Source organism: Streptomyces rubellomurinus (genome assembly GCF_000961885.1).
Taxonomy (GTDB): domain Bacteria; phylum Actinomycetota; class Actinomycetes; order Streptomycetales; family Streptomycetaceae; genus Kitasatospora; species Kitasatospora rubellomurina.
In genome coordinates this window covers 19,975-42,480 of record NZ_JZKH01000014.1, presented here as the reverse complement: position 1 = coordinate 42,480, position 22,506 = coordinate 19,975, and the positions used below count along the sequence as shown (strand labels likewise).

Annotated in this window: 16 protein-coding genes; 7 read left to right on the top strand and 9 right to left on the bottom strand. The window is 74.2% G+C overall.

The window, feature by feature from the left end; translation table 11 throughout:
• Positions 1-125 precede the first annotated feature (125 nt).
• The 6 genes from VM95_RS09670 to VM95_RS09645 form a co-directional block, all read right to left on the bottom strand.
• Entirely contained in the window at positions 126-2,666 is a 2,541-nt protein-coding gene (locus VM95_RS09670; RefSeq protein WP_244178694.1) for an acyl-CoA reductase, read from the bottom strand.
• Positions 2,663-3,829, bottom strand: coding sequence for a LuxE/PaaK family acyltransferase (locus tag VM95_RS09665; protein WP_045694240.1), 1,167 nt, complete (start codon positions 3,827-3,829; stop codon positions 2,663-2,665). Before VM95_RS09665 ends, VM95_RS09670 begins: the two co-directional genes overlap by 4 nt.
• A gap of 56 nt (positions 3,830-3,885) precedes the next feature.
• A complete protein-coding gene (locus VM95_RS09660) occupies positions 3,886-5,031 on the bottom strand; it encodes a GNAT family N-acetyltransferase (protein WP_045694238.1) in 1,146 nt (381 codons plus the stop codon).
• Positions 5,028-6,338: an MFS transporter gene (locus tag VM95_RS09655; RefSeq protein ID WP_045694116.1), complete on the bottom strand. Its 1,311-nt coding sequence runs from the start codon at positions 6,336-6,338 to the stop codon at positions 5,028-5,030. The genes VM95_RS09660 and VM95_RS09655 overlap by 4 nt, the downstream gene beginning before the upstream one ends.
• A complete protein-coding gene (locus VM95_RS09650; RefSeq protein ID WP_045694114.1) occupies positions 6,335-7,597 on the bottom strand; it encodes a phenylacetate--CoA ligase family protein in 1,263 nt (420 codons plus the stop codon). Before VM95_RS09650 ends, VM95_RS09655 begins: the two co-directional genes overlap by 4 nt.
• A gap of 589 nt (positions 7,598-8,186) precedes the next feature.
• A complete protein-coding gene (locus VM95_RS09645) occupies positions 8,187-10,289 on the bottom strand; it encodes a transglycosylase domain-containing protein (protein WP_244178693.1) in 2,103 nt (700 codons plus the stop codon).
• Between the two features lie 648 nt (positions 10,290-10,937).
• Here VM95_RS09645 and VM95_RS38660 point away from each other — a divergent pair.
• The 6 genes from VM95_RS38660 (at position 10,938) to VM95_RS09615 (ending at position 16,852) form a co-directional block, all read left to right on the top strand.
• A complete protein-coding gene (locus VM95_RS38660; protein WP_052707243.1) occupies positions 10,938-12,026 on the top strand; it encodes a UbiA family prenyltransferase in 1,089 nt (362 codons plus the stop codon).
• A 50-nt stretch (positions 12,027-12,076) separates the two neighbouring features.
• Positions 12,077-13,456 carry a cytochrome P450 gene (locus VM95_RS09635; RefSeq protein ID WP_078859736.1) on the top strand — a complete coding sequence of 460 codons (1,380 nt, stop codon included), beginning with the start codon at positions 12,077-12,079 and terminating at the stop codon, positions 13,454-13,456.
• Entirely contained in the window at positions 13,453-14,673 is a 1,221-nt protein-coding gene (locus tag VM95_RS09630) for a methyltransferase (RefSeq protein WP_052707241.1), read from the top strand. The genes VM95_RS09635 and VM95_RS09630 overlap by 4 nt, the downstream gene beginning before the upstream one ends.
• Complete coding sequence (locus VM95_RS42340; RefSeq protein WP_052707240.1) at positions 14,670-15,377, top strand: DUF6875 domain-containing protein; 708 nt, start codon at positions 14,670-14,672, stop codon at positions 15,375-15,377. The genes VM95_RS09630 and VM95_RS42340 overlap by 4 nt, the downstream gene beginning before the upstream one ends.
• 4 nt (positions 15,378-15,381) lie before the next feature.
• On the top strand, positions 15,382-15,765 hold the full coding sequence (locus VM95_RS09620; protein ID WP_052707239.1) for a DUF962 domain-containing protein: 384 nt from the start codon (positions 15,382-15,384) through the stop codon (positions 15,763-15,765).
• 97 nt (positions 15,766-15,862) lie between these two features.
• Positions 15,863-16,852 carry a PI-PLC domain-containing protein gene (locus tag VM95_RS09615; protein WP_045694111.1) on the top strand — a complete coding sequence of 330 codons (990 nt, stop codon included), beginning with the start codon at positions 15,863-15,865 and terminating at the stop codon, positions 16,850-16,852.
• Between the two features lie 118 nt (positions 16,853-16,970).
• On the opposite strand, the gene VM95_RS09610 is transcribed toward VM95_RS09615, so the two are convergent.
• From VM95_RS09610 to VM95_RS09600, 3 genes are all read right to left on the bottom strand, one after another.
• Positions 16,971-18,437 carry a S53 family peptidase gene (locus VM95_RS09610; RefSeq protein ID WP_045694109.1) on the bottom strand — a complete coding sequence of 489 codons (1,467 nt, stop codon included), beginning with the start codon at positions 18,435-18,437 and terminating at the stop codon, positions 16,971-16,973.
• Positions 18,438-18,768: 331 nt separating this feature from the next.
• Complete coding sequence (locus tag VM95_RS09605; protein WP_157882024.1) at positions 18,769-19,425, bottom strand: hypothetical protein; 657 nt, start codon at positions 19,423-19,425, stop codon at positions 18,769-18,771.
• Between the two features lie 188 nt (positions 19,426-19,613).
• Positions 19,614-20,741, bottom strand: a complete 1,128-nt coding sequence (locus VM95_RS09600) for an NADH:flavin oxidoreductase (protein ID WP_045694104.1) — start codon at positions 20,739-20,741, stop codon at positions 19,614-19,616.
• 319 nt (positions 20,742-21,060) lie between these two features.
• Here VM95_RS09600 and VM95_RS09595 point away from each other — a divergent pair, with 319 nt between their 5' ends.
• Positions 21,061-22,500: a molybdopterin-dependent oxidoreductase gene (locus VM95_RS09595; protein WP_078859734.1), complete on the top strand. Its 1,440-nt coding sequence runs from the start codon at positions 21,061-21,063 to the stop codon at positions 22,498-22,500.
• Positions 22,501-22,506 lie beyond the last annotated feature (6 nt).

Sequence of the window (22,506 nt, the reverse complement as noted above, 5' to 3'; positions counted from 1 at the left end):
GACTATGCGAGCGATCGGCCGGCCGACCCGGCACCCACGCCCCGAGGTCACCCGACGAGACGGTCGCCCGGCCGGGGCCGGGGTGTCCCGGCCCCAGCCCCAGCCCCGGCCGGGCGGTGGCGGCATCACATCGTGGTCCGCCGCCGGTCGATCACCGTCCGGAGCTTGCCGCTGGTGGGCGTCCGTTCGAACGCCCCGGAGTCGACGGTCTCGACCCTGAAGTCGAGCAGCTCCTCGTCCACGGCCGAGCCCAGCTCCGGGATGGCGGTCAGGAAGGCGGCGCGGGCCGCCGGCCCGTCCTGTGCGTACCGTCCGTCGAGCCGGACGACGGCCCGCTCGCGGCCCTCACCCGCGTCCAGGACCAGCTGCAGCTCTCCCTGGTAGCCGAACTCCTCCTGGGCCACCGCGACGAAGCGCCGGACGTTGAGGAAGTACGTGGCGACCCGGACGACGTCCCCGTACCGGCCGAGGAGTTCGAGGCGCGGGGTGTGGCTGCCGCAGGGGCAGACGCCCTCGACCGCGCGGCCGAGGTCGCCGATCTGGTACCGCTCCAGGCGCTGCCCGGCCCGGGTGCGGCTGGTGAAGACCAGGCGGCCCGGCTGCCCGGCGGGCACCGGTCGGTCGGCCTCCGGGGCCAGGATCTCCAGGGTGTGCAGGTCGGTCAGGACGTGGTGGACCGATCCCTCGGCGTGGGTGCACTGGTAGCCGAGCGGCCCCAGGTCGGTGCTGCCGTACGCGGCCGAGCGGATCACCTCGACGCCGAACTCCTCGGTGAGCACCCGGCGTTGCTCGGCCGTGAAGTGCTCGCCGCCGTAGAACACCTTCCTGATCCCGCCGTAGGCGCGCAGCTGGTCGGCCCGGGCGTGGAACAGCTGCCAGAGGTAGGAGGGCATGCCGAACACGGTGTCCGCCCCGTTCGTCACCAGCGCCTCGGCGGTGGCGGTGTGGTCGGGGCCGGCGGCGATCGGGAGCTGGGTGGCGTTGAGGCGTTCCAGGATCGAGAAGAAGCTGATGAAGCTTCCGTACATGCCGCCGCAGTAGAAGAGGTTGGCGGCGCGGTCCCGGGCCGGATCGAACCCGGCGGCGAGCAGGCCGTCGGCGCAGGCCCGCATCTGGGTGTCGTAGTCGGCGTTGGTGAACACCGACAGGGCCGGGGCCCCGGTGCTGCCGCCGCTGCGGAAGTGGAGGTGGGCGTGCTCCGGGGCGAGGGTGCGCAGCTGCTCCTGCACCCCGGCCTTGTCCAGCAGCGGGCCGCTCGGCGCGGCGGGGACGAAGGCCGGGGCCGCCAGGTCGTCCAGGCAGGCGGTGGTGGCGAAGGCGCGGTCCGTCCGGACGCTGACGCGGCGGCTGTAGCGCTGGAGCGCGTAGACGCCGTCGTGGGGCTCGCCGTGGTAGCCGTCGAGCATCCCGCCGACCGGGGTGACCCGCAGCACGCCGGCGGCGAGCACGGCCTGCGACAGCCGGGCGACGTCGGCTCGGCTGCCGGCGATCGCGGCGGTCTGCAGGTACCGGCGCATCGGGCGCAGTACGGGCATGACGCGGGCGCGGGGCAGCGGCTTGACCCAGACGCTGCGGTGGAGGGGCGAGGCGGCCAGGGCGGGCCGGGTGTCGGCGAGGACGCGCCAGGAGCCGTCCTCGGCGGCCAGGACCCTGGTGAGGCCGAGGTGCTCCTCCAGCCGGGCGACCAGTTCGGTGGTGGTGATCTCGGCGTGCTCGGCCGGTTCGAGCTCGGGCCGGGGCAGCTCGGCGGAGGCGTCGGCGAGGTGGGCCGCGAAGCGCTCGGCGAACGCGAAGACCTCCTCGTCGTCCTCGGTGTCGAGGTAGACCACCTGGGGGCTGGAGCAGGCCTGCTGTTCGAAGCGGCAGACGTCGGCGGCGAGCGCGTCCAGGGTCACCCGGTCCGACCAGGCGTCACGGGTCAGGTAGGCGAAGGAGACCCGGTGCCCCCACTCGACCAGGCGGCAGCCGGCCGGGACCAGTTCGGAGACCGCGCGGACGGCGTCCTCGCCGCCCCAGACCGCCACCGCGTCGGCGGCCTCGCACATCAGCCGCAGCCACGCGGTGCGGGCGGAGGGGAAGCGGAGCGCGACGATCCGGCGGGCCAGGGCGCCGGTCGGGTCGGCGGCGGCCAGCTCGGCGAGCAGGTGCTGGGCGAGCGGCGTGTCGGCGCTGCTGGTCTTCAGCACGTTGAGGTTACCGGTGAGCAGGCCCTCGATCACGCTCAGCGGGGCCACGGCGGCGGCGTTGCCGGGGGCGATGTGGACCAGGAGCCCGACCGGCGCCCACGCCTCGAAGGTGGTCTCCCGCGCGTCGGGCCGGGTGAGCCGCTCGGGGCGCAGTCCGCCGAGTTCGCTGCGCAGCTTGCGTTCCAGGGCCGGGCGGGCGATCGCACCGGCGATCTCGGCGAGCGTCGCCGCCGCCTCGTCGGGGTCGACGCCGCCACCGGTGAGTTCGGCGAGGAGACGGGCGCGGACCGGGTCGCCCGGCGCGCCGAGGGCGTCGGCGAGGTGTTGGCAGGCGCTCAGCACCAGTTCGGTGGGCAGGGGTTCGGCCAGGGTCCGGGCGGCGAGGTCGGGCAGCTCGGCGAGACGCCGGGCGGCCTCGTCGTCGTCGATGAACGAGCCCTGCCAGAAGTGGGGCGCGGTGCTCGCGAGTTCGGGGTTCACGACATTCCCTTCAGGAGTTCGGCGGCGGCCGCCGCGCAGGTGCGGTTCCGGCTGACCCCGGCGCGGCCGTGGACGGTGAACCACGGAGTGGGCAGCGGGCAGGGGCATTCCCCCGCGGGGTGCAGCGAGGCGAGGTCGCCCATGACGACGCTCTGGGCCGGCACCGAGGTGATGTACGGGGAGACGAGGTGGAGGAAGCCGCGTGCGCCGTACGGCAGCGGCTCCAGGGTGCGGGGGTCCCGCACCGCCGCCCGCGACCAGACCGGGACGTGCAGGCGGTGGTGTCCGCACTCGATGTACGGCACGCAGTGCTCGACCGAGCCGAAGGTGTCGCGGATGCGGTCCGAGGGGATGCCCAGCTGCTCCGTGACCCCGGCGTAGAACTGCTCCTTGCCGATCTGCCGGTCGGTGTGCCCCTTCCAGCCGCCGCCGAGCAGGACCAGGGAGCCGGGCGGCAGCTGGAGCGGCGGCAGGCCGAGGGCGCGCATCCGCTCCAGGGTGAAGTGCAGGAACGCGGGGAAGCCCAGGATCCGCACCGGCAGCCCGTCCTCGGCGTACCGCCGCAGCGCCTCGATGCAGCCGTGGACGTCGAACTCGTGGCCGCTGCCGGTGTGCCGCAGGGCGTGGGTGGTGTGGTTCGCCGGGGCGAAGTCGCAGAGGTAGTTGTCGGTGAACGAGGTGCCGAGCTTGAGCTGCGGGGCGGGCTCGTAGCTGTACAGCAGGTAGTTGACGGGCTGGTCGGGCGTGATCCAGCCGTAGTGGTCGAAGATGCGGGCCACCATGCGCTGCGCGGAGCGGATCGTCCAGGTGTCGAAGAACATCTGCGACTTCTGGCCGGTGGTGCCGGAGGAGGTGAGGTGGAGGAACACCTCCTCCCGGGGGATGGAGAGCACCTCGTGCCGCTTGAAGAAGTTGGCGTGCACCAGGGGCGTGCGGACCCCCTCGCCGACGGTCGGCGCCGGGGTCTCCACCGGGCCGTCCAGCAGCGAGCGGAGGAACGGCGAGCGCTGCGCGTGCCACGCGTTGGTCTCGGCCATCGCGGCGGCGAACAGGGCGTCGGCCTCCGGCCCGGCCGCGTACGGGTCGGTCAGGTCGCAGAGCCGCTGGACGTGCGCGAGTGCGGCCGGGTCGGGAACGCCGACCGGCGCGAGGTGGGCGTTCAGGGGATGGGCGTTCACGGTAGGGGCAGTCACGGGACGGGCGGTCTCGGTACGGACGGTCACGGGGAAACCTCGGGAAGGGGTAGGTAGGTCGATGTCCAGGCCGTCAGGTAGGCCAGCAGGTACGGCTGGAGCCGGCCGCTGACGGCCGCGGCCCGGAAGTCGATCTGACGGCTGGTGCGGGACAGCAGCACGTAGTCGTGGAACCGGTCGCCGATGCGGCGCATCGCCGGGTAGACGGCGCTCGGGATGAACCCGGCGGCCAGGAAGGCGTCGAGCCCGGCGGTGTCGGCCAGCGGCAGCAGTGTCTCGACGTAGTCGGCACCCGCGCGGGTGACGGCCGCCATCAGGGGCTCCAGCGCCCCGGCGACGGCCGCCGGGGACGGGTGCACCGCGATCAGCGAGCAGCTCGCCGCGGCCCGGTCCAGGTCGGCGTACGCCTCGAACGCTCCGTCCGGCGGCGTGAGCACGGTGTTCGGGACGTGCAGCGGAAAGAACCGCTCGCCCGGATCGGGGAGGAGCTCGAGGAAGCGGCGGCGGACGAAGCCGGGCGCGGTGATCAGCTCCATCGGCGCGGTCACCGGCGCGCTCCGGTCGGCGGCCGGCGCGGGGGCGTCCGTGCGGCGGGGGCGGCCGTAGTCGACGCCGGTGCTCTGCCAGGCCGCGTCCAGCAGCGGAACCAGGGCCCGGGGCACCGCGCCGACGTTCTCCCGCCGGGCCAGGACGCCGTCGGCGTACCGGGCGAACAGGGCGAGGCTCTCGCACCCGGCCACCTCGACGGCGTTCGGCATCAGGCCGAGGGCCTGGAAGCCGTTGCGGGCGAAGACCTGCTGGGGGCCGGGGGTGACCACGCGGACGGTCGCGTAGACCGAGTCCAGCGTGCCGGTGGCGAAGGCGTCCGCGCAGACGGAGGCGGTCAGCCGTGCGGCGAGGCCGCCGCCCCGCTGCTCCGGGTGGACCGCCAGGCCCACCAGCTTGCCGATCCGGCCGCCGGGGTCGGTCTGCACCGCCACCGACCCGGCCAGCCGGCCGGCGCCCTCGTGGCGTGCGGTCAACCAGTGCGTGTGCGGGTCGTCGATCAGGCGGCGCATCTCCGCGGGGTCGCTGCCGAGCGGGACGGGGTAGCCGTGGCCGTAGACGTCGAAGTAGAGCTGGCGCAGCTGCGCGACGTCCTGCGGCGCCGCGGGGGCGATCGTGACGGTCATCGCGCGGCCCCGCTCGGTCGCGCGGCCGTGGCCGGGTCCTCCGGTGGGGCCGCCGCGGCTGCACCCCGGCCGGTCCACCACAGCGCGGCGGCGACCGGCAGCACGCCGAGGGCCTGGACCAGGCACAGCGTGCGCGGCGAGAGGTGGTCGCCGAGCAGGCCGAACACGACCGAGGACACCGGGAAGGTCGCGCCGAGCAACGCCTGCATGACCGCGAAGAAACCGGGCCGGTCCTCGGTCGGCACCAGCCGCTGGAACAGCGCGACGAACCGCACGCCGATCACGCCCACGCACCAGCCGGCGACCGTCATCGAGCCGACGGCCGGGGCCGCTCCGGCGGCCAGGCCGGGCAGGCCGAGCGCGGCGGCCATCAGGCCCAGGCATCCGGCGCCGACCACCGTGGGCGCGCCCGGGAGCCGGCCGCCCGTGAAGGAGCCGACGAGTGTGCCGGCGCCGAGGGCCGCCTCCAGGGCCGCGACGGTCGAGCCGTCCGCGTGCAGCACCGTCCGGGTGTACAGCGGCATCACCACGAACACCGCGGTGGTGAACACGTTCGCCGCGGTGAAGCAGAGGAGCACGCGGCGGACGAACGGCAGTTCGGCCAGGATGCGGCGCAGCGGTCGGCGGGCGGCGGGTGCCTCACCGCCACCGCCGCCGCCGCCGCCCGCGGACGGGGTGCCCGGGGTGCCCGGGGCGGCCGGGAACGGGGTCGCGGCGATCAGGGCGGCCGCCAGCAGGTACCCGCCGGCGCTGCCGGCGACGATGCCGGCGAGGCCCGCGGCGTCGACCACCAGCGGGCCCAGCAGCCCGCCGGCGAGGCCGGCCAGCGACTGGGTGGCGAGTTCGAAGCCGGTGGCGGCCTCGATGTCGGCGTCCTCGACCAGGTCGGGAACGGAGGTGGTCAGGCACGGGTCGAAGACCGCCTGGCAGCCGGCCAGTACCAGGGCGGCACCGTACGTGACGGCCATCGGGGGCGTCGCGGCGTACGTCCAGCCGGCGGTGCCGAGGGCGATCAGACCGGCGACGGCGGCGGAGAGGCCCAGCACCGTGCGGTGCGGGTGGCGGGCGATCAGCGAGGCCACCAGCGGCGCCAGCGCGACCGCGGGCAGCGTGCTGACGGCGAGGAAGGCGCCCGAGGCGAGGCCGCCGTCCGGGCCCGCGGCGTAGCCGACCAGCCACCACACCGCACCGACCTGGAACATCCGCCCGGCGGCCTGGGTGAGCACCTGCGCGCCCCAGACGGCGGCGAAGCGCCGGTTGCGCAGGACGAGCGGCAGGCGGTGGGCGGCCGCCTGGGCCGCCGTCACGCGTGCGGCCGTTCGTCGAGGACCCGGATCAGCTTGCCGGTCCGCGCGTTGACGGCGAGCTCGTGCGGGCGCACCCACGTGACGGACAGCGGGTGGACGTGGGCGGCGGCGACCGCCTCCGGGTACAGCGGCCGTGCCGTGTGGACGCCGGTCGTGACGGCGTCGGCCAGCTCGGGGAGCCCGGCCGGGTTCCCGTCGCAGGCCAGCCGCAGGACCAGCCCGTCCCGGCCCTCCCAGCGGCGAACCACCAGCTGGACGCCGGTCACCCGGCCGGCCGGGTCGGCGGCCCGGACGAGGTCGAGCACGTCCTCGGTGTACAGCGACACCGGCCCCACCCGCACGCCCTCCTGGGCCCGGCCGAGGATGCGGAACCGCCCGGCGGCGACGTCGGTCCATTCCGCGCGGTCCCCGACGGGGTAGCGCAGCACGGGCATCAGCCGTCGCCGCAGGTCGGTCACCACGACCCGGCCGGGTACGCCCTCGGCGCGGACCGGCTCGCCGGTGTGGTCGTCGAGGATCTCCACCACCGTCTCCGGGGTGAACGCCCGGTGCACCCGGGTGTCCGGCCCCGGTACGGGCCGGCCGAGCAGACCGGCATCGACGGCGGCGTAACCGATGGACGAGACACGGGCGTTGGGGAACACCGCGCGCAACAGCGGCTGCTGGTCCCGATAGAGGCCCTCGCCGCCGAACAACAGCAGCTCGACGGAGGGGAGTTCGCGTCCGGAGGCCAGCAGGTGGTCGGCCAGTGCGCACAGCGTCGTCGGGGTGCCGGCCACCACCTCGACCCGGAACTGCTCCAGGGTCCGCGCGGTCGAGTCCAGGGGCGCCGCCCCGCCGATCGGCAGCCGGACGTTGGAGACGGGGGAGCGGTGCAGCGCGTCGAGGACGAAGGTGTAGCTGGCGTACAGGTCGCCCGCGTAGAAGAGATCGGCGACCCGGTGCCCCGGGCGCAGCCCGGCGTCGACCAGCCCGGCGCCGAACGACGTGGTGAACTCCCGCCATTCCTCCCGGCTGTAGAACGAGAACTTCGGCGAGCCGGTGGTGCCACCGCTCTTGAAGACGACCGCCTCCTCCAGCGGTCCGGTCAGCAGCCGGTTGCCGCGAGGCGTGTTGGCCTGCCAGAACTCGGACTGCGGGACGACCGGGAGATCGGTCAGCCGCGCCGTCCCGTCCGGTAGTCCGGCGTACAGATCGGCGTAGAAGGGCGAGTTGCGGCGCGCGAAGCGTACGAGCTCCGCTATCGAGTGAACGGGCATCAATTCCTGCTTTGAGGCATGCGAGGCCGAGCGAGGTCGCGTGGGGACGCGACTTCGCCCGATGGGTCGGAGGCGATCGTTGGGCCGGCGGTCGGCGGAATTCGATTCCGCTGCGACCCGGCAGGCCACGGGTGGGAAAACGGACCGAGCGGGCGCACCGTAAGCCGGAGGCGCGCGGACGGTTCGTCAGCTGATGCGATCTCGGGAGTGGTGGGGCCTCTCGCTCGCAGGAAGCAAGGCTAGCACCCGAGTACACCTTGGGATCCAGGGTGAGCGGTCGTCAGAACGGTGTGGACACGATCTGAGGCCTGGTCAGCGCCCTGTCTCCGGCGGAAGACGGGGGAAGGCGTGAGGTGGATCTCACGGCGGCTCTTGTCGGCGGGGTTCTCCGCGTTTCTCCGCACGGATTCCCGCATTCTGTAGTTGAATTCACGACATTTCATGTGGGCCCGCCTGATTGCGGCCCTGATGCCGGAATTGCCACCCGCCGTTCGGGGGGTGCGGCCCCAGCGGATCGGCGGGGAAAGCCGACCGACCCGCCGGGCGGTGGCTCGGCGGGTCGGGTGGGGGACGGGCTCGGTGTCGGCGGTCAGCGCGGCGAGCCGGACGGGGCCGGGTTCGGCTTGGCCGTGCCGGGCCCGGTGGCGGTGCCGGTGCCGGTGGCGTTCGGGTCGGGCTTGGGGGCCGGGTCGGGGATGTCGGCCATCGGCAGGGACTTCTCGGGCGTGCCGCGCAGGGCCTGGCTCATGGCGTCCCGCCAGATCGGCCCGGGGCCGTCCGCGCCGAACACCTCGCCGTGGTACTTCCCGTTGATGGTGATGTCGCGCATCTCGACGCCGCCGGCCGGGCCGCCGAGCCAGACGGAGGTGGCCAGCTGCGGGGTGTAGCCGCTGAACCAGGCGGCCCGCTTGTGGTCCGAGGTGCCGGTCTTGCCGGCGATCTGCCGGCCGTCGTCCAGGCCGAGGTCCTTGCCGGTGCCCTTCTCGGTCACGCCGTTCAGGACGGTGTTCAGCGCCCGTGCCGTCTCGTCGGAGAACACCTTCTCGCAGTGACCGGCCGGGACGGGAACGTCCTTGCCCTCCACGGTGGTGATCTTGTTGATGGCGAGCGGGCTGCAGTGCGTGCCTCCGGCGGCGAAGGTCGCGTAGACGTTGGCCATGGTCAGCGGGCTGACCTCCTCCACGCCCAGGGCCATCGCGGGGACCTCCTCCAGCGGCTTGCCGCTGGCCTTGGCGGTGATGCCGAGTTTGTTGGCCATCTGCTTGACGGCGCAGAGACCGATCTCCTGCTCCATCTGCACGAAGTAGGTGTTGACCGAGCGGGCCATGGCCTCCTTGAGCTGGTACGGGCCCTTCTCGCCGGCGGATTCGTTGGGCACGACCGTCCTGGGCCGGGCGTCGTTGCGCCAGGTCCCCTCACAGGTCTTCATCGTCGGGTACTCGAGGGAGTTCGGGGCCGAGTACTCCTGCACCGCCGGCAGCCCCGCCTCGAGCGCGGCGGCGGCGACGATCGGCTTGAAGGTCGATCCCGGCTGGAAGCCGTTGCCGCCGCCCATCGAGGCGTCGACGTTGAGGTTGACCACGGTCTGGTTCTTCTCCGTCGCCAGACCGTACGGGCGGGTCTGGGCCATGGCGAGGATCTTGCCGGTGCCGGGCTCGACCATGGTGGCGGCGGCGGACACGGTGTCGGTCACCCTCACCTTGCTGCTCACCGCGCTCTGGGCGGCGGCCTGCTTGTCCGGGTCGAGCGTGGTGTAGATGTTCAGGCCGCCGGTGTTCCAGAGCTTCTTGCGCTCCTCGGCGCTCTTGCCGAAGGCCGGGTCCTGCTTGACCACGTGGCGCACGTAGTCGCAGAAGAAGCCCATGCCGGCCGTGGCGGTGATGCAACCGTTGCGCGGCTCGCGGTAGTTGAGGCCCAGCGGGGCGGCCTTCGCCTCCTTCGCCTGGTCGGCGGTGAGGTGCTTGTTCTCCAGCATCTTGTCGATGACGACGTTGCGACGCTTGACCGCGTTGTCGGGGTAGCGCTTCGGGTCGTACTGGGACGGGTTCTGCACCAGCCCGGCGAGGGTGGCGGCCTCGGCGACGGTCAGGTCCTTGTTGCTCTTGCCGAAGTAGCGCTGGGAGGCGGCCTCCACGCCGTATGCGCCGTTCCCGTAGTACGTGATGTTGAGGTAGTTGGTGAGGATCTGGTCCTTGCTCAGCTCCTTGTCCAACTTGATCGCGATCTTCAGCTCCTGGATCTTGCGCCCCAGGGTCTTGCGCTGGGCCTCCTGCACGGCGTCCGTGTCGTCGCCGGCCTTCTCCACGTTGACGTTCTTCACGTACTGCTGGGTGAGCGTCGAGGCGCCCTGCGAGTTCGTGCCGCTCTCGGCGTTCTTGCTGATCGCGCGCAGGATGCCCTTGAGGTCGACGGCGCCGTGCTCGTAGAAACGGGCGTCCTCGATGTCGACCTGGGCGTGCCGCATGAGCGGTGACATCTGGTCGGCGGTGATGACGGTGCGGTCGCGCTCGTAGACCTTGGCGATCAGGCCGCCCTTGGCGTCGAAGATCTGGGTGGCCTGGGCGAGCGGCGGGGTCTTGAAGTCGTCGGGGATGTCGTCGAAGCCCTCCGCGGTGTCCTTGGCGACCAGCCCGATGCCACCGGCGACGGGCAGGACGAGCCCTGCCAGCAGCGCGCCCGACACCACGCTCACCCCCAGGAAGGTCGCACCGTGACGGACTAACCGCAGCGGCGTGGTGCGGGGCGGGCGGGGAGCCACGGCATCGGACGAATTCGCTATCGGCGAGGGCTTCGATTCCATTCCGGAATGCTAACCCTTACCGAGCGCCGGTCGAACGGTTTTTCGCACGCGACTGTCACGGCTGTGCAACAGCCGCCGGATATGGCCCGCAAAGGTCGACAGTGTGCGAACTGAAAGAATGTGCGGGAATTCCGTCAGCTCGCCGGAGCGGCCCGACGCCGGCCCCCCTCGCGCGGTCGGTGCGCCCTTCGCGCGGCCCTCCCTCTCTTTGACGTCGCGGGCGGCGCGAAACGTTGCACGCGGACGGGAAGCCCGGTGCCGGCCCGGGCGGTGGCGACGCCGGGGCGGGCCGCCGGATACAGCCCGGATGCCAACAAAGGCGCATTGAGACTGCCTCTCGGACCGGCCTAGCGTCTGCGGTGCCGGGAGAACGCGGCGCCGGACGGCCCCGGAACGGCCGCACCTCCGCCACCCCACGGCCGTCCGGGCCCCCGCACGGCCGCCCCGGCCCGCCACGGCAGGCCGAAGGCCTTGAACGGACATGACCGCACGCCCGGACCCACCGCCGGTGGACGGGCGCTGGACTGAGCGAGGGACCTGATGTCACCGACCACGATCAGCGAGCCGGCCCCGCCCGTCGGCCAGGCCGAGCTCGCCGCGCTCGATCCCGAACAGCGGGAGGCGGCCGTGCGCCGTTCGCCGGGCTACCTCGGGTGGGCCGCCGGGCTGCGCGTGCTGGTCATGCTCGGGCGGCCCCGGACGTGCGTCCCGGGGCTGCTCGGCTTCGCCTGGGGCTGGGCCCTGGGCGGCGGCGCGGCGACCTGGCAGTTCTTCCTCGGGCTGCTGATGAGCGTGGTCTACGGCCTGCTGGCCAATGTCTACAACGCCTACACCGACCTGGCCGAGGACAGCCGCAACCTGCCCTCGCGGGTCTGGCTGGTGCTGCTCGTCGGGCCGCGGCGGATGCTGGCGGCCGGCCACGCCATGGTGCTCGCCCTGCTCGCGCTGGCGCCGCTGTACGGCGTCGCCTACCTGGTCCCGATGGCGCTGGCCCTGGCGGGGGCACTCCAGTACTCGTTCCGGCCGCTGCGGCTCAAGGCCCGCCCCTGGCTCGGGCCGGTCGGCATGAGCCTGGCCGTCTTCGGGCCGTACCTGCTCGGCTACTTCGGCACCGGGGTGCGGATGCCGAGCGGGGCCGCGTGGGCGGTGCCGGCCTTCCTGATCCTCTGGTTCGTGCCCAAGGGCATGATCAAGAACCTGCCCGACGTCGAGGGCGACCGCGCGGCCGGGCTGCGGACCTCGGCGACGGTGTTCGCCACCCGGGAGGCCGCCGCGCGGGTCGCCATGGCGGCCACGCTGACCGGCTACCTGTCGCTCGCCCTGTTCGTGGCCGGCGGGGCGCTGCCGCCGCGCACCCTGTTCGCGCTGCCCCTGGTGGTGGCCGCGTTCCGGCAGTGCCGGGCCATGGTCGGGGCCCCGGACGCGGCGACGGCCAACGCGGTGCTCAAGCGCGACATGCTGCTGTCGACCGGCTACCTGGTCGCGGTGCTGCTGCTGGACGCCTTCGACGTCGCCTCCGTCTGCGCGGTGGCGCTGGGCGCCCTGCTGCTGTTCGGCAGCGACCTGCTGGCCCTCGACTCGCGGCAGATGACGGCGCCGGCCGCGCCGGCCGCGCCGACCGACAGCTGACCCACCCCCGCACCCCCGACCGTTGCCGACAGACCGGAGGAGAGTTCCGCATGCCCAGGATTCCAGGACCGCGCACGCCCGCCCAGGTGTTCCGCGCCGGACGAGCCTTCCAGCAGTCCCTGCCCGAAGGGCTGGAGCACCTGAGGGACGGCTACGGGGAGGTCAGCGTCTTCGGGTTCGGCCCCACCCGCACCCACTTCCTGCTCGGCCCGCAGGCCAACGCCCTGGTCCTGCGCAATCCCGACAACTTCGTCTTCACCGGCGCCTACGACATCCTGCGGCCGATCGCCGGGGAGACCGCCCTGGTCGTCACCGACGGCGAACCGCACGACCGTCGCAAGCGCAAGGCGCAACCCTCCTTCCACCGCGCCGGGGTGGCGGAGAGCACCCGGATGATCCTGGCCGCCCTCGACCGGGCCGTCGACGGCTGGCGGCCCGGGCAGCGGCTGGACATCCACGGGGAGCTGCGCGAGGCGCTGCGCGGCGCGATGCTGCGGATGTTCTGCGGCGACCGCCTCGCCGCCCAAGCCCCCTTCCTGATCGCCAGGTTGGACGAGATCCACGAACTGATGGACTACCCGCTCCCCAAGCAGCTGGTGGCCTGGCGACTGCCCGGCCGACCGCGCCGCCGGGCGGTGGCGGCGGTCGCCGCCGTCGAGGACCGCATCTACGCCGAGATCCGCCGGCGCCGCACGGGCGGCCCGGCGGGGGAGGACCTGATCTCGGTGATGCTGGCCGAGGGCGGGGCCGCGATGACGGACCGCGAGATCCGCGACATGGTCGTCAGCGCCCTGATCGCCGGCTACGACCCGGTGGGTTCCGCGATCGGCTGGGCGGTCTACAACTCCCTTTCCCACGAAGGCGTCTGGCAGCGGATCCGGGCCGAGGCCGACGAGGTCCTGGGGGACGCGCCGGCCACCCCCGCCGACGTCCGCAGGCTGCCCCACACCGTGCGGGTGGTGCACGAGAGCCTGCGGCTGCATCCGCCGGTGGTGCTGAGCCCGCGCCGCTGCCGCAAGGCGTTCCGCTTCCGCGGCCACCTGATCCCGGCGGGCTCCCTGGTCGCGATCAGCGAGTACATCACCCACCGCTCACCCGAGGCCTGGGACGAACCGGACGCGTTCCGGCCCGAGCGCTGGGACCCGGCGCGCGAGGGCCACCGCGCCCCCACGCCCATGGAGTACCTCCCGTACGGCTACGGCGCCCACCGCTGCATCGGCGCCGGCGTCGCCGGAGCCGTGCTGCCCGCGATGCTGGCCCGGCTGGCCCAGCGCACCGAACTCACCCTGCTCACCACCCGCCCCCGGTACGGCGGCATTCCGGCGCTGGTGCCGCGCGGCGGGCTGCTCGTCGAGGTCGGCGAGACCCCGGGCCGCGGCCGGAACACCGTTGACACCGTGGCGGACACCTGCACCGGAGCGCTCTCATGACCGCCGCCACCACGCGGCCGCCGGGCCACGTCGCCCTGCCCGACGCCGAGCAGGCCCGGCACGCCCTGCGGATGCGCGAGCTGATCTACGGACACCTCCGCTCGCGCGCCCTGTGCGCGATGGCCGAACTCGGCCTCGCCGACGCGCTGGCCGAACGGCCGCTGCCCGCCGCGGAACTGGCCGACCGGGCCGGCGCCGACCCCGCGCTGCTGACCCGCCTGCTGCACGCCCTGGCGGCCTTCGGGGCGCTGCGGGCCACGTCCGGGCAGTCGGGGTCGTCGGGGTCGTCCGGGTCGTCCGGGTCGTCCGGGCCGTCCGGGTCGTCCGGGTCGTCCGGGTCGTCCGGGTCGTCCGGGCCGTCCGGCGAGGCCGTCCAGGCCGGTCGGCCCGGGGAGTTCTTCGAACTCACCCCGCTCGGGGCGGCGTTGCGCACCGACGCCCCGGCCTCCGCGCTCCCCACCGCGCTGCTGGTCGCGCGGGCCGTGGCCCCCGCCTGGGAGCGGCTGACCGAGTCCGTCCGCACCGGGCGGCCCGGCTTCCCCGAGGCCTTCGGCGAGGACTTCTTCAGCCGGCTCGGCGCCGACCCCGCGCTGCGCTCGGTCTTCGACCGCTCCCAGGAGACCGGCCTCGCCCTGGAGTTGGCGGCGGTACTGGACGCGGTCGACTTCTCCGGGGCGCTGACCGTGGTCGACGTCGGCGGCGGGGACGCCGCCCTGCTGACCGGGCTGCTGGCCGCCCACCCCGAGCTGCGCGGCGTGCTGGTCGACCTGGCCGAGGCCCTGGAGCCGGCCGCCCGCAGGCTGGCCGGGACGGGCCTCGGCGCGCGCTGCGAGCTGGTGGCGGGCGACTTCTTCGCGCCGCTGCCGCCGGGCGCCGACCGGTACCTGCTGCGGCACATCCTGCACGACTGGGACGACGACGCGTGCCGGGCGCTGCTGCGCAACTGCCGTGCCGCGATGGGTCCGGAGGCCCGGCTGGTGGTGGTCGACCACCTGGCGGGCGCCGACCCGGCCGGCGGCGACCGCTGGGGCGCGGTGATGGACCTCTACATGATGTCGCTGTTCGGCGGCGGCCGGGAGCGGACCCGCGAGGAGGTGACCGGGCTGCTGCACGAGGCGGGCTTCGGCGCCGTACGGGTGACGCGGCTAGCGGCCGGCGCCGGCGTGTTCGAGGCGCGGCCGGGCGACGGGCGGCCGGCGGGCGGTGGGCCGCGATGAGCAGCACGCCGCCGGACATCGCCGAGCTGCTGCCCGCCGTGGACGCACCGCAGGCCGAGGCGGTGCGCTGGCTGGCGGACTACGTCTGCCGCCCGCACCCGGAACTCGGCCGGGACGGCGCGGTCTGCCCGTTCATGCTGCCCGCCGCCCGCGGCGGCACGGTGCGCCTCCACACCCGGACCGGGCTGGCGACCGCCGGCGGCGCCGAACTACGGGCCCTCGTACGGGAGATGGCCCGGACCTTCCGCACCGCGCAGTGGGCGCGCAGCAACCCCGTGATCCACTGCCTGATCCTGGTGCTCCCCGACCTCCCCCGGTCGCACGGGCACCTCCTGGACGCGGTGCAGGCCGAGCTGAAGGCCGAACTGGCCGGCGACGGGCTGATGTTGGGCCAGTTCCACCCCGACTGCCCGGAGCCCGCGGCGCGCAACCCCGAGTTCCCGGTCTCCCGCTCGCCCGTCCCGATGCTCGCCATGCGCAACATGGCGCTGCACGACGTGCTCTTCCTCCACCACGATCCCGAGCTGTTCCAGCAGTACCGGCTCCGGTTCGGCGCCCGCTTCGAGCCGGATGTCAGCGTCGCCCAGGTCTACCGGGAGGCCTACGAGGCGGGGGCGGCGGCCTGCCCCGTCCGGACCCCGCACCCGACCACCACGGAACACCCGACCACCACGGAACACCCGACCACCACAGAGACGAGGTAGCACGATGAGGGAGTTCGACCAGCGCTTCGAGGACTACATGCGCGGCCACACGAACGAGACCAGCCGCTGGATGCACGTGGCGGGGATGGCCGCCGCGGTCGGGGTGGCGGTGACGGCCGTGGGGCGGCGCCGGGCCCGCCTGCTGTGGGGGGTGCCGGCCGCGTTCTTCGGCTTCGCCTGGAGTGGGCACTTCGTCTTCGAGAAGAACAAGCCGGTCGGATTCACCGACCCGGTGGCCGCGTTCTCCGGCGACCTCATGATGATCTACCTGATGGCCACCGGCCGGAACGCCGAGCTCGTGGCCCTGCTGGAGCGGCTGCGCGAGCGGGACGCCGTCGCCGGGCCGTGCGCCGCGGACGGGCGGCGACCCGCCCCGCAGGCAGCCTGACCATCACTCATTTACCATGTGGCCAAGCGCAGTTGGTGAAATCGTCTCTCCGTGTCGGGCCACCGGCGCGGAAGACCGAGAAGAAGGAGTTCCTTCCTTGACCACTCACCTCAGGCGCGGCGCCGGCCGCCGGACGCTGGCGGCGCTGACGGCGGCGTTGTGCGGGATCGTCGGGGCCACCGCGCTCGGCACGACCCCGGCGGCAGCGGCCGATCAGCGCCACCCGGTCTACGCCATCGCGCACCGGGTCGACACCCTGGACGGCGTGGACGCCGCGCTGAGCCACGGTGCCAACGGCATCGAGATCGACGTCTGCGCCTGGTGGAACCCGAACGAGTGGCGCGCTTACCACGACTGTTCCTCGGCCGGCGACAACCGGCTGGGCCCGAGCTTCGACAGCATGATCGACCGGATCGTCTCCAACGCGCACGCGGGGCGCCGGCTGTCGCTGGTCTGGCTGGACATCAAGGACCCGAACTACTGCGGGGAGCAGCAGAACCGCGGGTGCAGCGTCGCCGGGCTGCACGACAAGGCGCAGCGGCTGACGGCCGCCGGGATCCAGGTGCTCTACGGCTTCTACGAGTACCACGGCGGCAGCACCCCGGACGTCGGCGGCCGGGGGTGGAAGAGCCTGGAGGGCAAGCTCGGCAGCCTGGAGGGCATGACCACGACCGGGACCCGGGACCAGGTCCGCAGCGCCTTCGACCGCTCCGGCTCCGGGATCCCCGCCGGCCACCGGGTGATGGACTACGGCGACACCGACATCACCAAGGGGTTCGGCAACTGCACGGAGGCCACCTGGAACACCTGCGCCGAACTGAAGAAGGGGGCCGACGACCGCGCCGGCGGACGGCTCGCGGCGACGCTGTCCTGGACGACCACCTACAACGACCCGTGGTACGTCGACAAGCTGCTGGGCGACGCGAAGGTGGACGGCATCATCGCGGGCTACGGCGCCTTCACCGGTGTGCGCGAGTACGACAACAGCTGGCAGTGCGCCAACGCCGTCAACCTCGTCCGCGACTGGGTGAACCGGCACGGCGCCACCCACCGGATGGCCACCAGCGGCGACCGCCTGTTCAGGTAGCCGGTCCGGGACCGGGAGCCCGGGACCCGGAGCCCGGGACGGCCGGAGGGCCCCGCTGCGGGTGCAGCGGGGCCCTCCGGTGTTGCGCGCGGTCAGCTCGTGCGGTCAGCTCGCGAGGTCAGCTCGTACGGGCGGCGCTGACCAGGTCGGGCAGCAGCTTCGCCGCGTTGGGCGTGCCGAGGCCGGTGATCGGGTCCCAGCCGGTGGTGGCGGAGTAGCCGGGCACGGTCGGGTCGGCGGTGTTGTTGCCGATGGTCACGTCGTTGAAGTCGGCCGCGTACGTGGCCGGGTCGGCGCCCAGCTTGTACAGGGCCGGGTTGATCGGGCCGAGGCCGCCGCCGTTGATCTGGTCGGCGATCGAGACCAGGCCGGCCCACTCCGGGCAGGACAGCGAGGTGCCGCCGATGTCGTACCAGCCCGTGCTGCACGGCGTGGCGCCGCAGTTGAGGCCGGAGTTGCCGTCCGGCGGGAGCGACACGTAGACCAGCGCGCCGGTGCCGGGGGCGGCCTGCAGGGCCACGTCCGGGACGCCGCGCTTGGCGCCGATCGGGGTGGAGCCGGCGGGCAGCGCGGACTGGTAGCCGGGCTTGTCGAAGACCCGGCTGAAGCCGCCGCCGGCGAAGGTCCAACCGACCTCGGCCGCACCGGGGTTGGCCTGGCACTTGGACGGGTTGTCGGTGCTGTCGGCGACCCGGCCGGCGGTCGCGTTCGGGTCGGTGCACAGGTACGTGCCGCCGACGCCGGTCACCAGCGGGTCGGAGGCCGGCCACTCCACCGAGGGGTACGGGAGGGTGGTGCCGCCGGACTTGACCGGGGTCTTCGTCGAGCCGGCCGTGCCGTTGTCGCCGGAGGAGCCGAGCACGGTGACGCCGTTCAGGGCCGCCGACTTGAAGGCGTGCCGCAGCGGCTCGATCGACTGGGCGCTGGCGAACGCGCCCTCGGCGGAGGCGAAGGACTGCGAGATGACGTTCGCCAGGTGGTGGTCGACCACGTACTGCTCGGCGTCCATCAGCGCGGGGAAGCCCTGGACCCCGAGCGTCTCGGCGGTGGGCGTGCTGACCAGCAGGATGTTGGCGCCGGGGGCCATCGCGTGCGCGGTCTCGACGTCGAGCGCGACCTCCAGTGCCCAGGCGGACTTGTCCTCCTGGCCGGTGCCCTGGCTGGTGGACGGCGGCGCGGTGGTGCCCGGCGAGCCCTGGACGTGCAGGGTGCTGAAGGTCGGCATGCCCGGCTGGCAGGTCACGCCCTCCTCGCCGCACATCGCGGTGACGCCGAAGGCCTGGTCGAAGACGTGCAGGTCGTGCGCCATCGTGTCGCTGCCGTACGAGTCGAAGACGGCGATCGTCTGGCCCCGGCCGTCGAAGCCGTCGGTGTAGAGCGGGCCCAGGTTGTAGGCGGCCCTGACCGCCTGCGGGCTGAAGCAGCGCCGGCCCGCCGACGCGCACTGCGCCTGGGTGGGGGGCGTGGTGCCGGCCGACACCTGGGCGTAGTCGGCGAGCGTGGGATGCACCACCGGGTAGGCGGCGGCGCTGCTGACCGTGGGGACGGCGAGCGCGCCGGAGGCCGCGAGGGCCAGGCTGCTCACCCCCGCCAGGAGCAGCCGGCGTATCGATGGAGCCTTCAAGTAGTCCTCCACGAGGGATGGTTGGGGGACATGCTCGGCCCGGCCCGGGTCGGATCGAACGACTCCGGGACGTGGGGGAGCCGCGACACGAGGTCACGGACGGGCGCGAGTGTAGGGGCGGGAACGCCCTGTCCTCAATGGCTCGTGGGAAACCCGTTCGGGCGGGGGAGGCCGCGGCCGGGCGTGCGTTCGGCCCTGCGTCCACGACCGGACGGCGGCCCCGGCCCGACCGCCTGCCCGGCCGCGCGCCGGGCCGTCAGCCGGGCCGTCAGCCGGGCCGCGCGCCGGGCCGTCAGCCGGCGGGCTGCCAGGGCCGCCCCGGCACCCACAGCGGCACGGGGCCGGTGCGGGGCATCGCGTGGGCCGCCTCCTGCTCCAGCCACGCGTCCACCCGCGCCGGATCGCCCTCGCTCAGCTCCACCAGTGCGGCGGCGGCGATCCGCGCGCAGCACAGCACGAGCGCCAGGGCGTCCTGGCGGCGGTGCCGCTCCCGCACGTAGGCCTCGCTGCGCTCCTCGATGCGGCGGTCGTGGGACGGCCCGTCCTCGGCGGCCAGCGCCTGGACGCCGTGCCAGACCAGGGTCAGCGCGCAGGGCTCGGCCGGGTGCGTCACGCCGTCCCGGCGGGCCTGCTCGCGGCTGTCCGTCGCCTGCCGTCCCAGCCGTTCCAGCGCGGTCGGGCCGTCGTCGCCGCAGGAGCGGAGCACCAGCTCGGCGGCCCGTTCCGTGACGGTGCGCAGCGCGGTGGGCGCGGGTACCCGCAGCCCGGGCCCCGGCGCGTCGCCGAACGCCAGCCAGGCGTCCGCGAACGAGGCCGCCCGCAGCCCGCCGACCCAGGCCGGGGACCGGCCCGTCGCGCCCAGCTGTTCGCGCGCGCCCAGCCGGACCAGTCCCACCGCGACCAGGCACGCCGCGTCGCCGCCCAGTTCCCTCAGCCGTCCACTTCGCACCGCACAACCCCCGTCTGCAGTCGTCACCCCGTGAGCGCACATCCCACCACACCGGGACGCGAACGAACTAGACGGGGCCATGTCACAGATTGGAAGCGATCGGCGACGGACGGCCGAGGCCCCGGCCGCCGGCGCCACGTCGGGCGCGGGCGGCCGGGGCCTCGGGGCCTCCGGCTGTCCGGGGGCGATCAGCTCAGGGTGCGGACCGCGGCGGCGTCGTACGGGCGCAGGTCGGCGAACCGGCCGGCGAGGACCTTCTCCGCCCACTGCGGGTCCTGCAGGAGCGCGCGGCCGACCGCGACCAGGTCGAACTCGTCGCGCTCCAGCCGGTCGAGCAGGTTGTCCAGGGCCCCGACCGGGGCGCCCTCGCCCGCGAAGGCACGGATGAAGTCGCCGTCCAGGCCGACCGAGCCGACGGTGATCGCCGGGCGGCCGGTGAGCTTCCTGGTCCAGCCGGCCAGGTTGAGGTCCGAGCCGTCGAACTCGGGGACCCAGTAGCGGCGGGTCGAGGCGTGGAAGGCGTCGACGCCGGCCTCGGCGAGCGGGGTCAGGATCGCCTCCAGCTCCTGCGGGGTCTCGGCGAGGCGGGCCTCGTAGTTCTCCGACTTCCACTGCGAGTAGCGGAAGATCACCGGGAACTCGGGGGACACGGCCGCGCGCACCGCGGCGACGAGCTCGGCCGTGAACTTCGTCCGGGCGACCGCGTCGCCGCCGTAGGCGTCGGTGCGGCGGTTGGTGCCCGCCCAGAGGAACTGGTCCAGCAGGTAGCCGTGGGCGCCGTGCAGCTCGACGCCGTCGAAGCCGATCCGCTCGGCGGCCGCGGCCGCCTCGGCGAACGCGCCGATGACGGCGTCCAGGTCGGCCCGGGTCATCGCCCGCCCGGTGCCCTCGGTGCCGTCCAGCCGGATGCCGGACGGGCCGACCGCGGGGGCGTCCGCGAACGGCGGGTCGCCCTGCTTGCGCACCATGCCGATGTGCCACAGCTGCGGCACGATGGTGCCGCCCGCCGCGTGGACGTCCTCGGCGACCCGGGCCCACCCGGCCAGCTGCTCCTCGCCGTGGAAGCGCGGGACGGCGTCGCTCTGCCCGGCGGACTCGTGCCCGACGTACGTCCCCTCGGTGACGATCAGGCCGACGCCCGCGGCCGCGCGGCGGGCGTAGTACGAGCGCACGTCCTCGCCGGGCACGCCGCCGGGGGAGAACATGCGGGTCATCGGCGCCATCGCGATGCGGTTGGGCACGGTCAGTCCGTTGATCGCGACGGGCCGGGACAGGATCTCGGCCGCGCGGGAGGCGGAGGACTCGGTGACGGTCATGAGCGGATTCCTTGCGGGGTGCCGCGGCGGTGTGCGCCGGGACGGAAACGGTTGCCCGTGCCAACCACTGCGGCCGCCCCCGCATTTCGGTGCCCGCGCGAAACCCGCTGTGATCCCCGTCACCACGCGCTGAAAGGCGGGGTCATCCGTACGGGTGATCGTGGCGCCGGTCCGGTGTGGTGGCGGCGGGGCCGCCGCTCCGCCGGTGGTTGGCTGTCCGGCGGGCGCCGGCCAGTCGGCCCTTCCCCGGCCGCGCGGCGCAGCTCCGGCCGGGGACGCGCGCCACGGGTTCCTGGGCGGTGGGAGGCGGTCGGTGGTCATGGGTCGGCGCGGTGGTGGATCGCCTCGGAGCCGGCCTCGGCCGGCCGCCGACGCGTCGCGCCGCCTCGGACGCGACGCCGCGCGGGCCGCCGCGCGAGCCCGTACGGCGGCCGGTGCCCGGCTGTCGGCGGTCGCTGCCCGGCTGTCGGCGGTCGCCGACCGGCTCCGGCGGGCGCCCGCGCCGCCCGGACCGTTCCGGCCCGGCTTCTGGCGCAGCCCGATCCGCGGGCCGTGGCTGACCTCGGTGTTCGGGCTGGTGCTGCTGGTCGGCATCCCCGTCCTGTTCGTGACCGGCGCGCTGTCCTACGCCGCCTACAACCCCGACCTCGGCCCGCTGAACGACCAGACGCCGGACAAGGGTTGGCTGGGCTTCTACCTCTTCGACTGGCCCACCCGCCCGGCCTGGCTCTACCGGCTCGTCCAGGGCGTGCACGTGACGCTCGGCGTCGTCCTCGTCCCGGTCCTGCTGGCCAAGCTGTGGTCGGTGATCCCGAAGCTGTTCGAGTGGCCGCCGGCGCGCAGCGCCGCCCACGCCCTGGAACGGCTGTCGCTGCTGATGCTCGTCGGCGGCGCCGTCTTCGAGTTCGCCACCGGGATCCTCAACATCCAGCTCCACTACGTCTTCCCGGGCTCCTTCTATACCCTGCACTTCTACGGGGCGTGGGTGTTCATCGCCGCGTTCGCCGTCCACGTCGCGCTGCGGCTCGGCCGGATGGTCCGCGCGCTCGGGTCGCGCTCCCTGCTCGGCGAGCTGCGCACCGGCCTCGCCGACACCCGGCCCGAACCGCCGGACGCGGACGGCCTGGTGGCCGTCGCACCCGCCCCGCCGACGATCGCCCGGCGCGGCGCGCTCGCCCTGGTCGGCGCGGGCTCGCTGGCCCTGTTCGTGGTCACCGCCGGGCAGAGCATCGGCGGCCGGCTGCGCGCCACCGCGCTGCTGGCACCGCACAACCGGGCCCCGGCGGACGGGCCCAACGGCTTCCAGGTCAACAAGACCGCCGCCGCGGTCGGCATCACCGCGGCGATGGTGGGCCCCGACTGGCGGTTGGAGCTGCACGGCGCCGGACCGGTGCGGTCCTTCACCCGGGAGGACCTGCTCGCGATGGCCCAGCACGCGGCCCGGCTGCCGATCGCCTGCGTGGAGGGCTGGTCCACCGGGGACCAGCACTGGAGCGGACTGCGCCTCGCCGACCTCGCCGCCCTGGCCGGGCTCCCGGACGCGGCGAGCGTGCTGGTGGACTCCGTCCAGCCGCCCGGCCCGTACGCCTCCGTGGTGCTGCGCGGCAACCAGATCCGCGACCCGCGCTCGCTGCTCGCCCTGCACGTCAACGGGGTCGACCTCGCGCTCGACCACGGGTACCCCGCCCGCGTCATCGTCCCGGCCAACCCGGGGGTGAACAACACGAAGTGGGTCCACCGGCTGACCTTCAGGGCCTGACGCACG

Excerpts from the sequence above, each read along its gene's own strand:
- VM95_RS09650 (WP_045694114.1), bottom strand. The coding sequence starts at position 7,597 with ATGCCCGTTCACTCGATAGCGGAGCTCGTACGCTTCGCGCGCCGCAAC.
- VM95_RS09595 (WP_078859734.1), top strand. The coding sequence starts at position 21,061 with ATGGGTCGGCGCGGTGGTGGATCGCCTCGGAGCCGGCCTCGGCCGGCC.
- VM95_RS09600 (WP_045694104.1), bottom strand. The coding sequence starts at position 20,741 with ATGACCGTCACCGAGTCCTCCGCCTCCCGCGCGGCCGAGATCCTGTCC.
- VM95_RS42340 (WP_052707240.1), top strand. The coding sequence starts at position 14,670 with ATGAGCAGCACGCCGCCGGACATCGCCGAGCTGCTGCCCGCCGTGGAC.
- VM95_RS09620 (WP_052707239.1), top strand. The coding sequence starts at position 15,382 with ATGAGGGAGTTCGACCAGCGCTTCGAGGACTACATGCGCGGCCACACG.
- VM95_RS09660 (WP_045694238.1), bottom strand. The coding sequence starts at position 5,031 with ATGACCGTCACGATCGCCCCCGCGGCGCCGCAGGACGTCGCGCAGCTG.
- VM95_RS09635 (WP_078859736.1), top strand. The coding sequence starts at position 12,077 with ATGCCCAGGATTCCAGGACCGCGCACGCCCGCCCAGGTGTTCCGCGCC.
- VM95_RS09630 (WP_052707241.1), top strand. The coding sequence starts at position 13,453 with ATGACCGCCGCCACCACGCGGCCGCCGGGCCACGTCGCCCTGCCCGAC.
- VM95_RS38660 (WP_052707243.1), top strand. The coding sequence starts at position 10,938 with ATGTCACCGACCACGATCAGCGAGCCGGCCCCGCCCGTCGGCCAGGCC.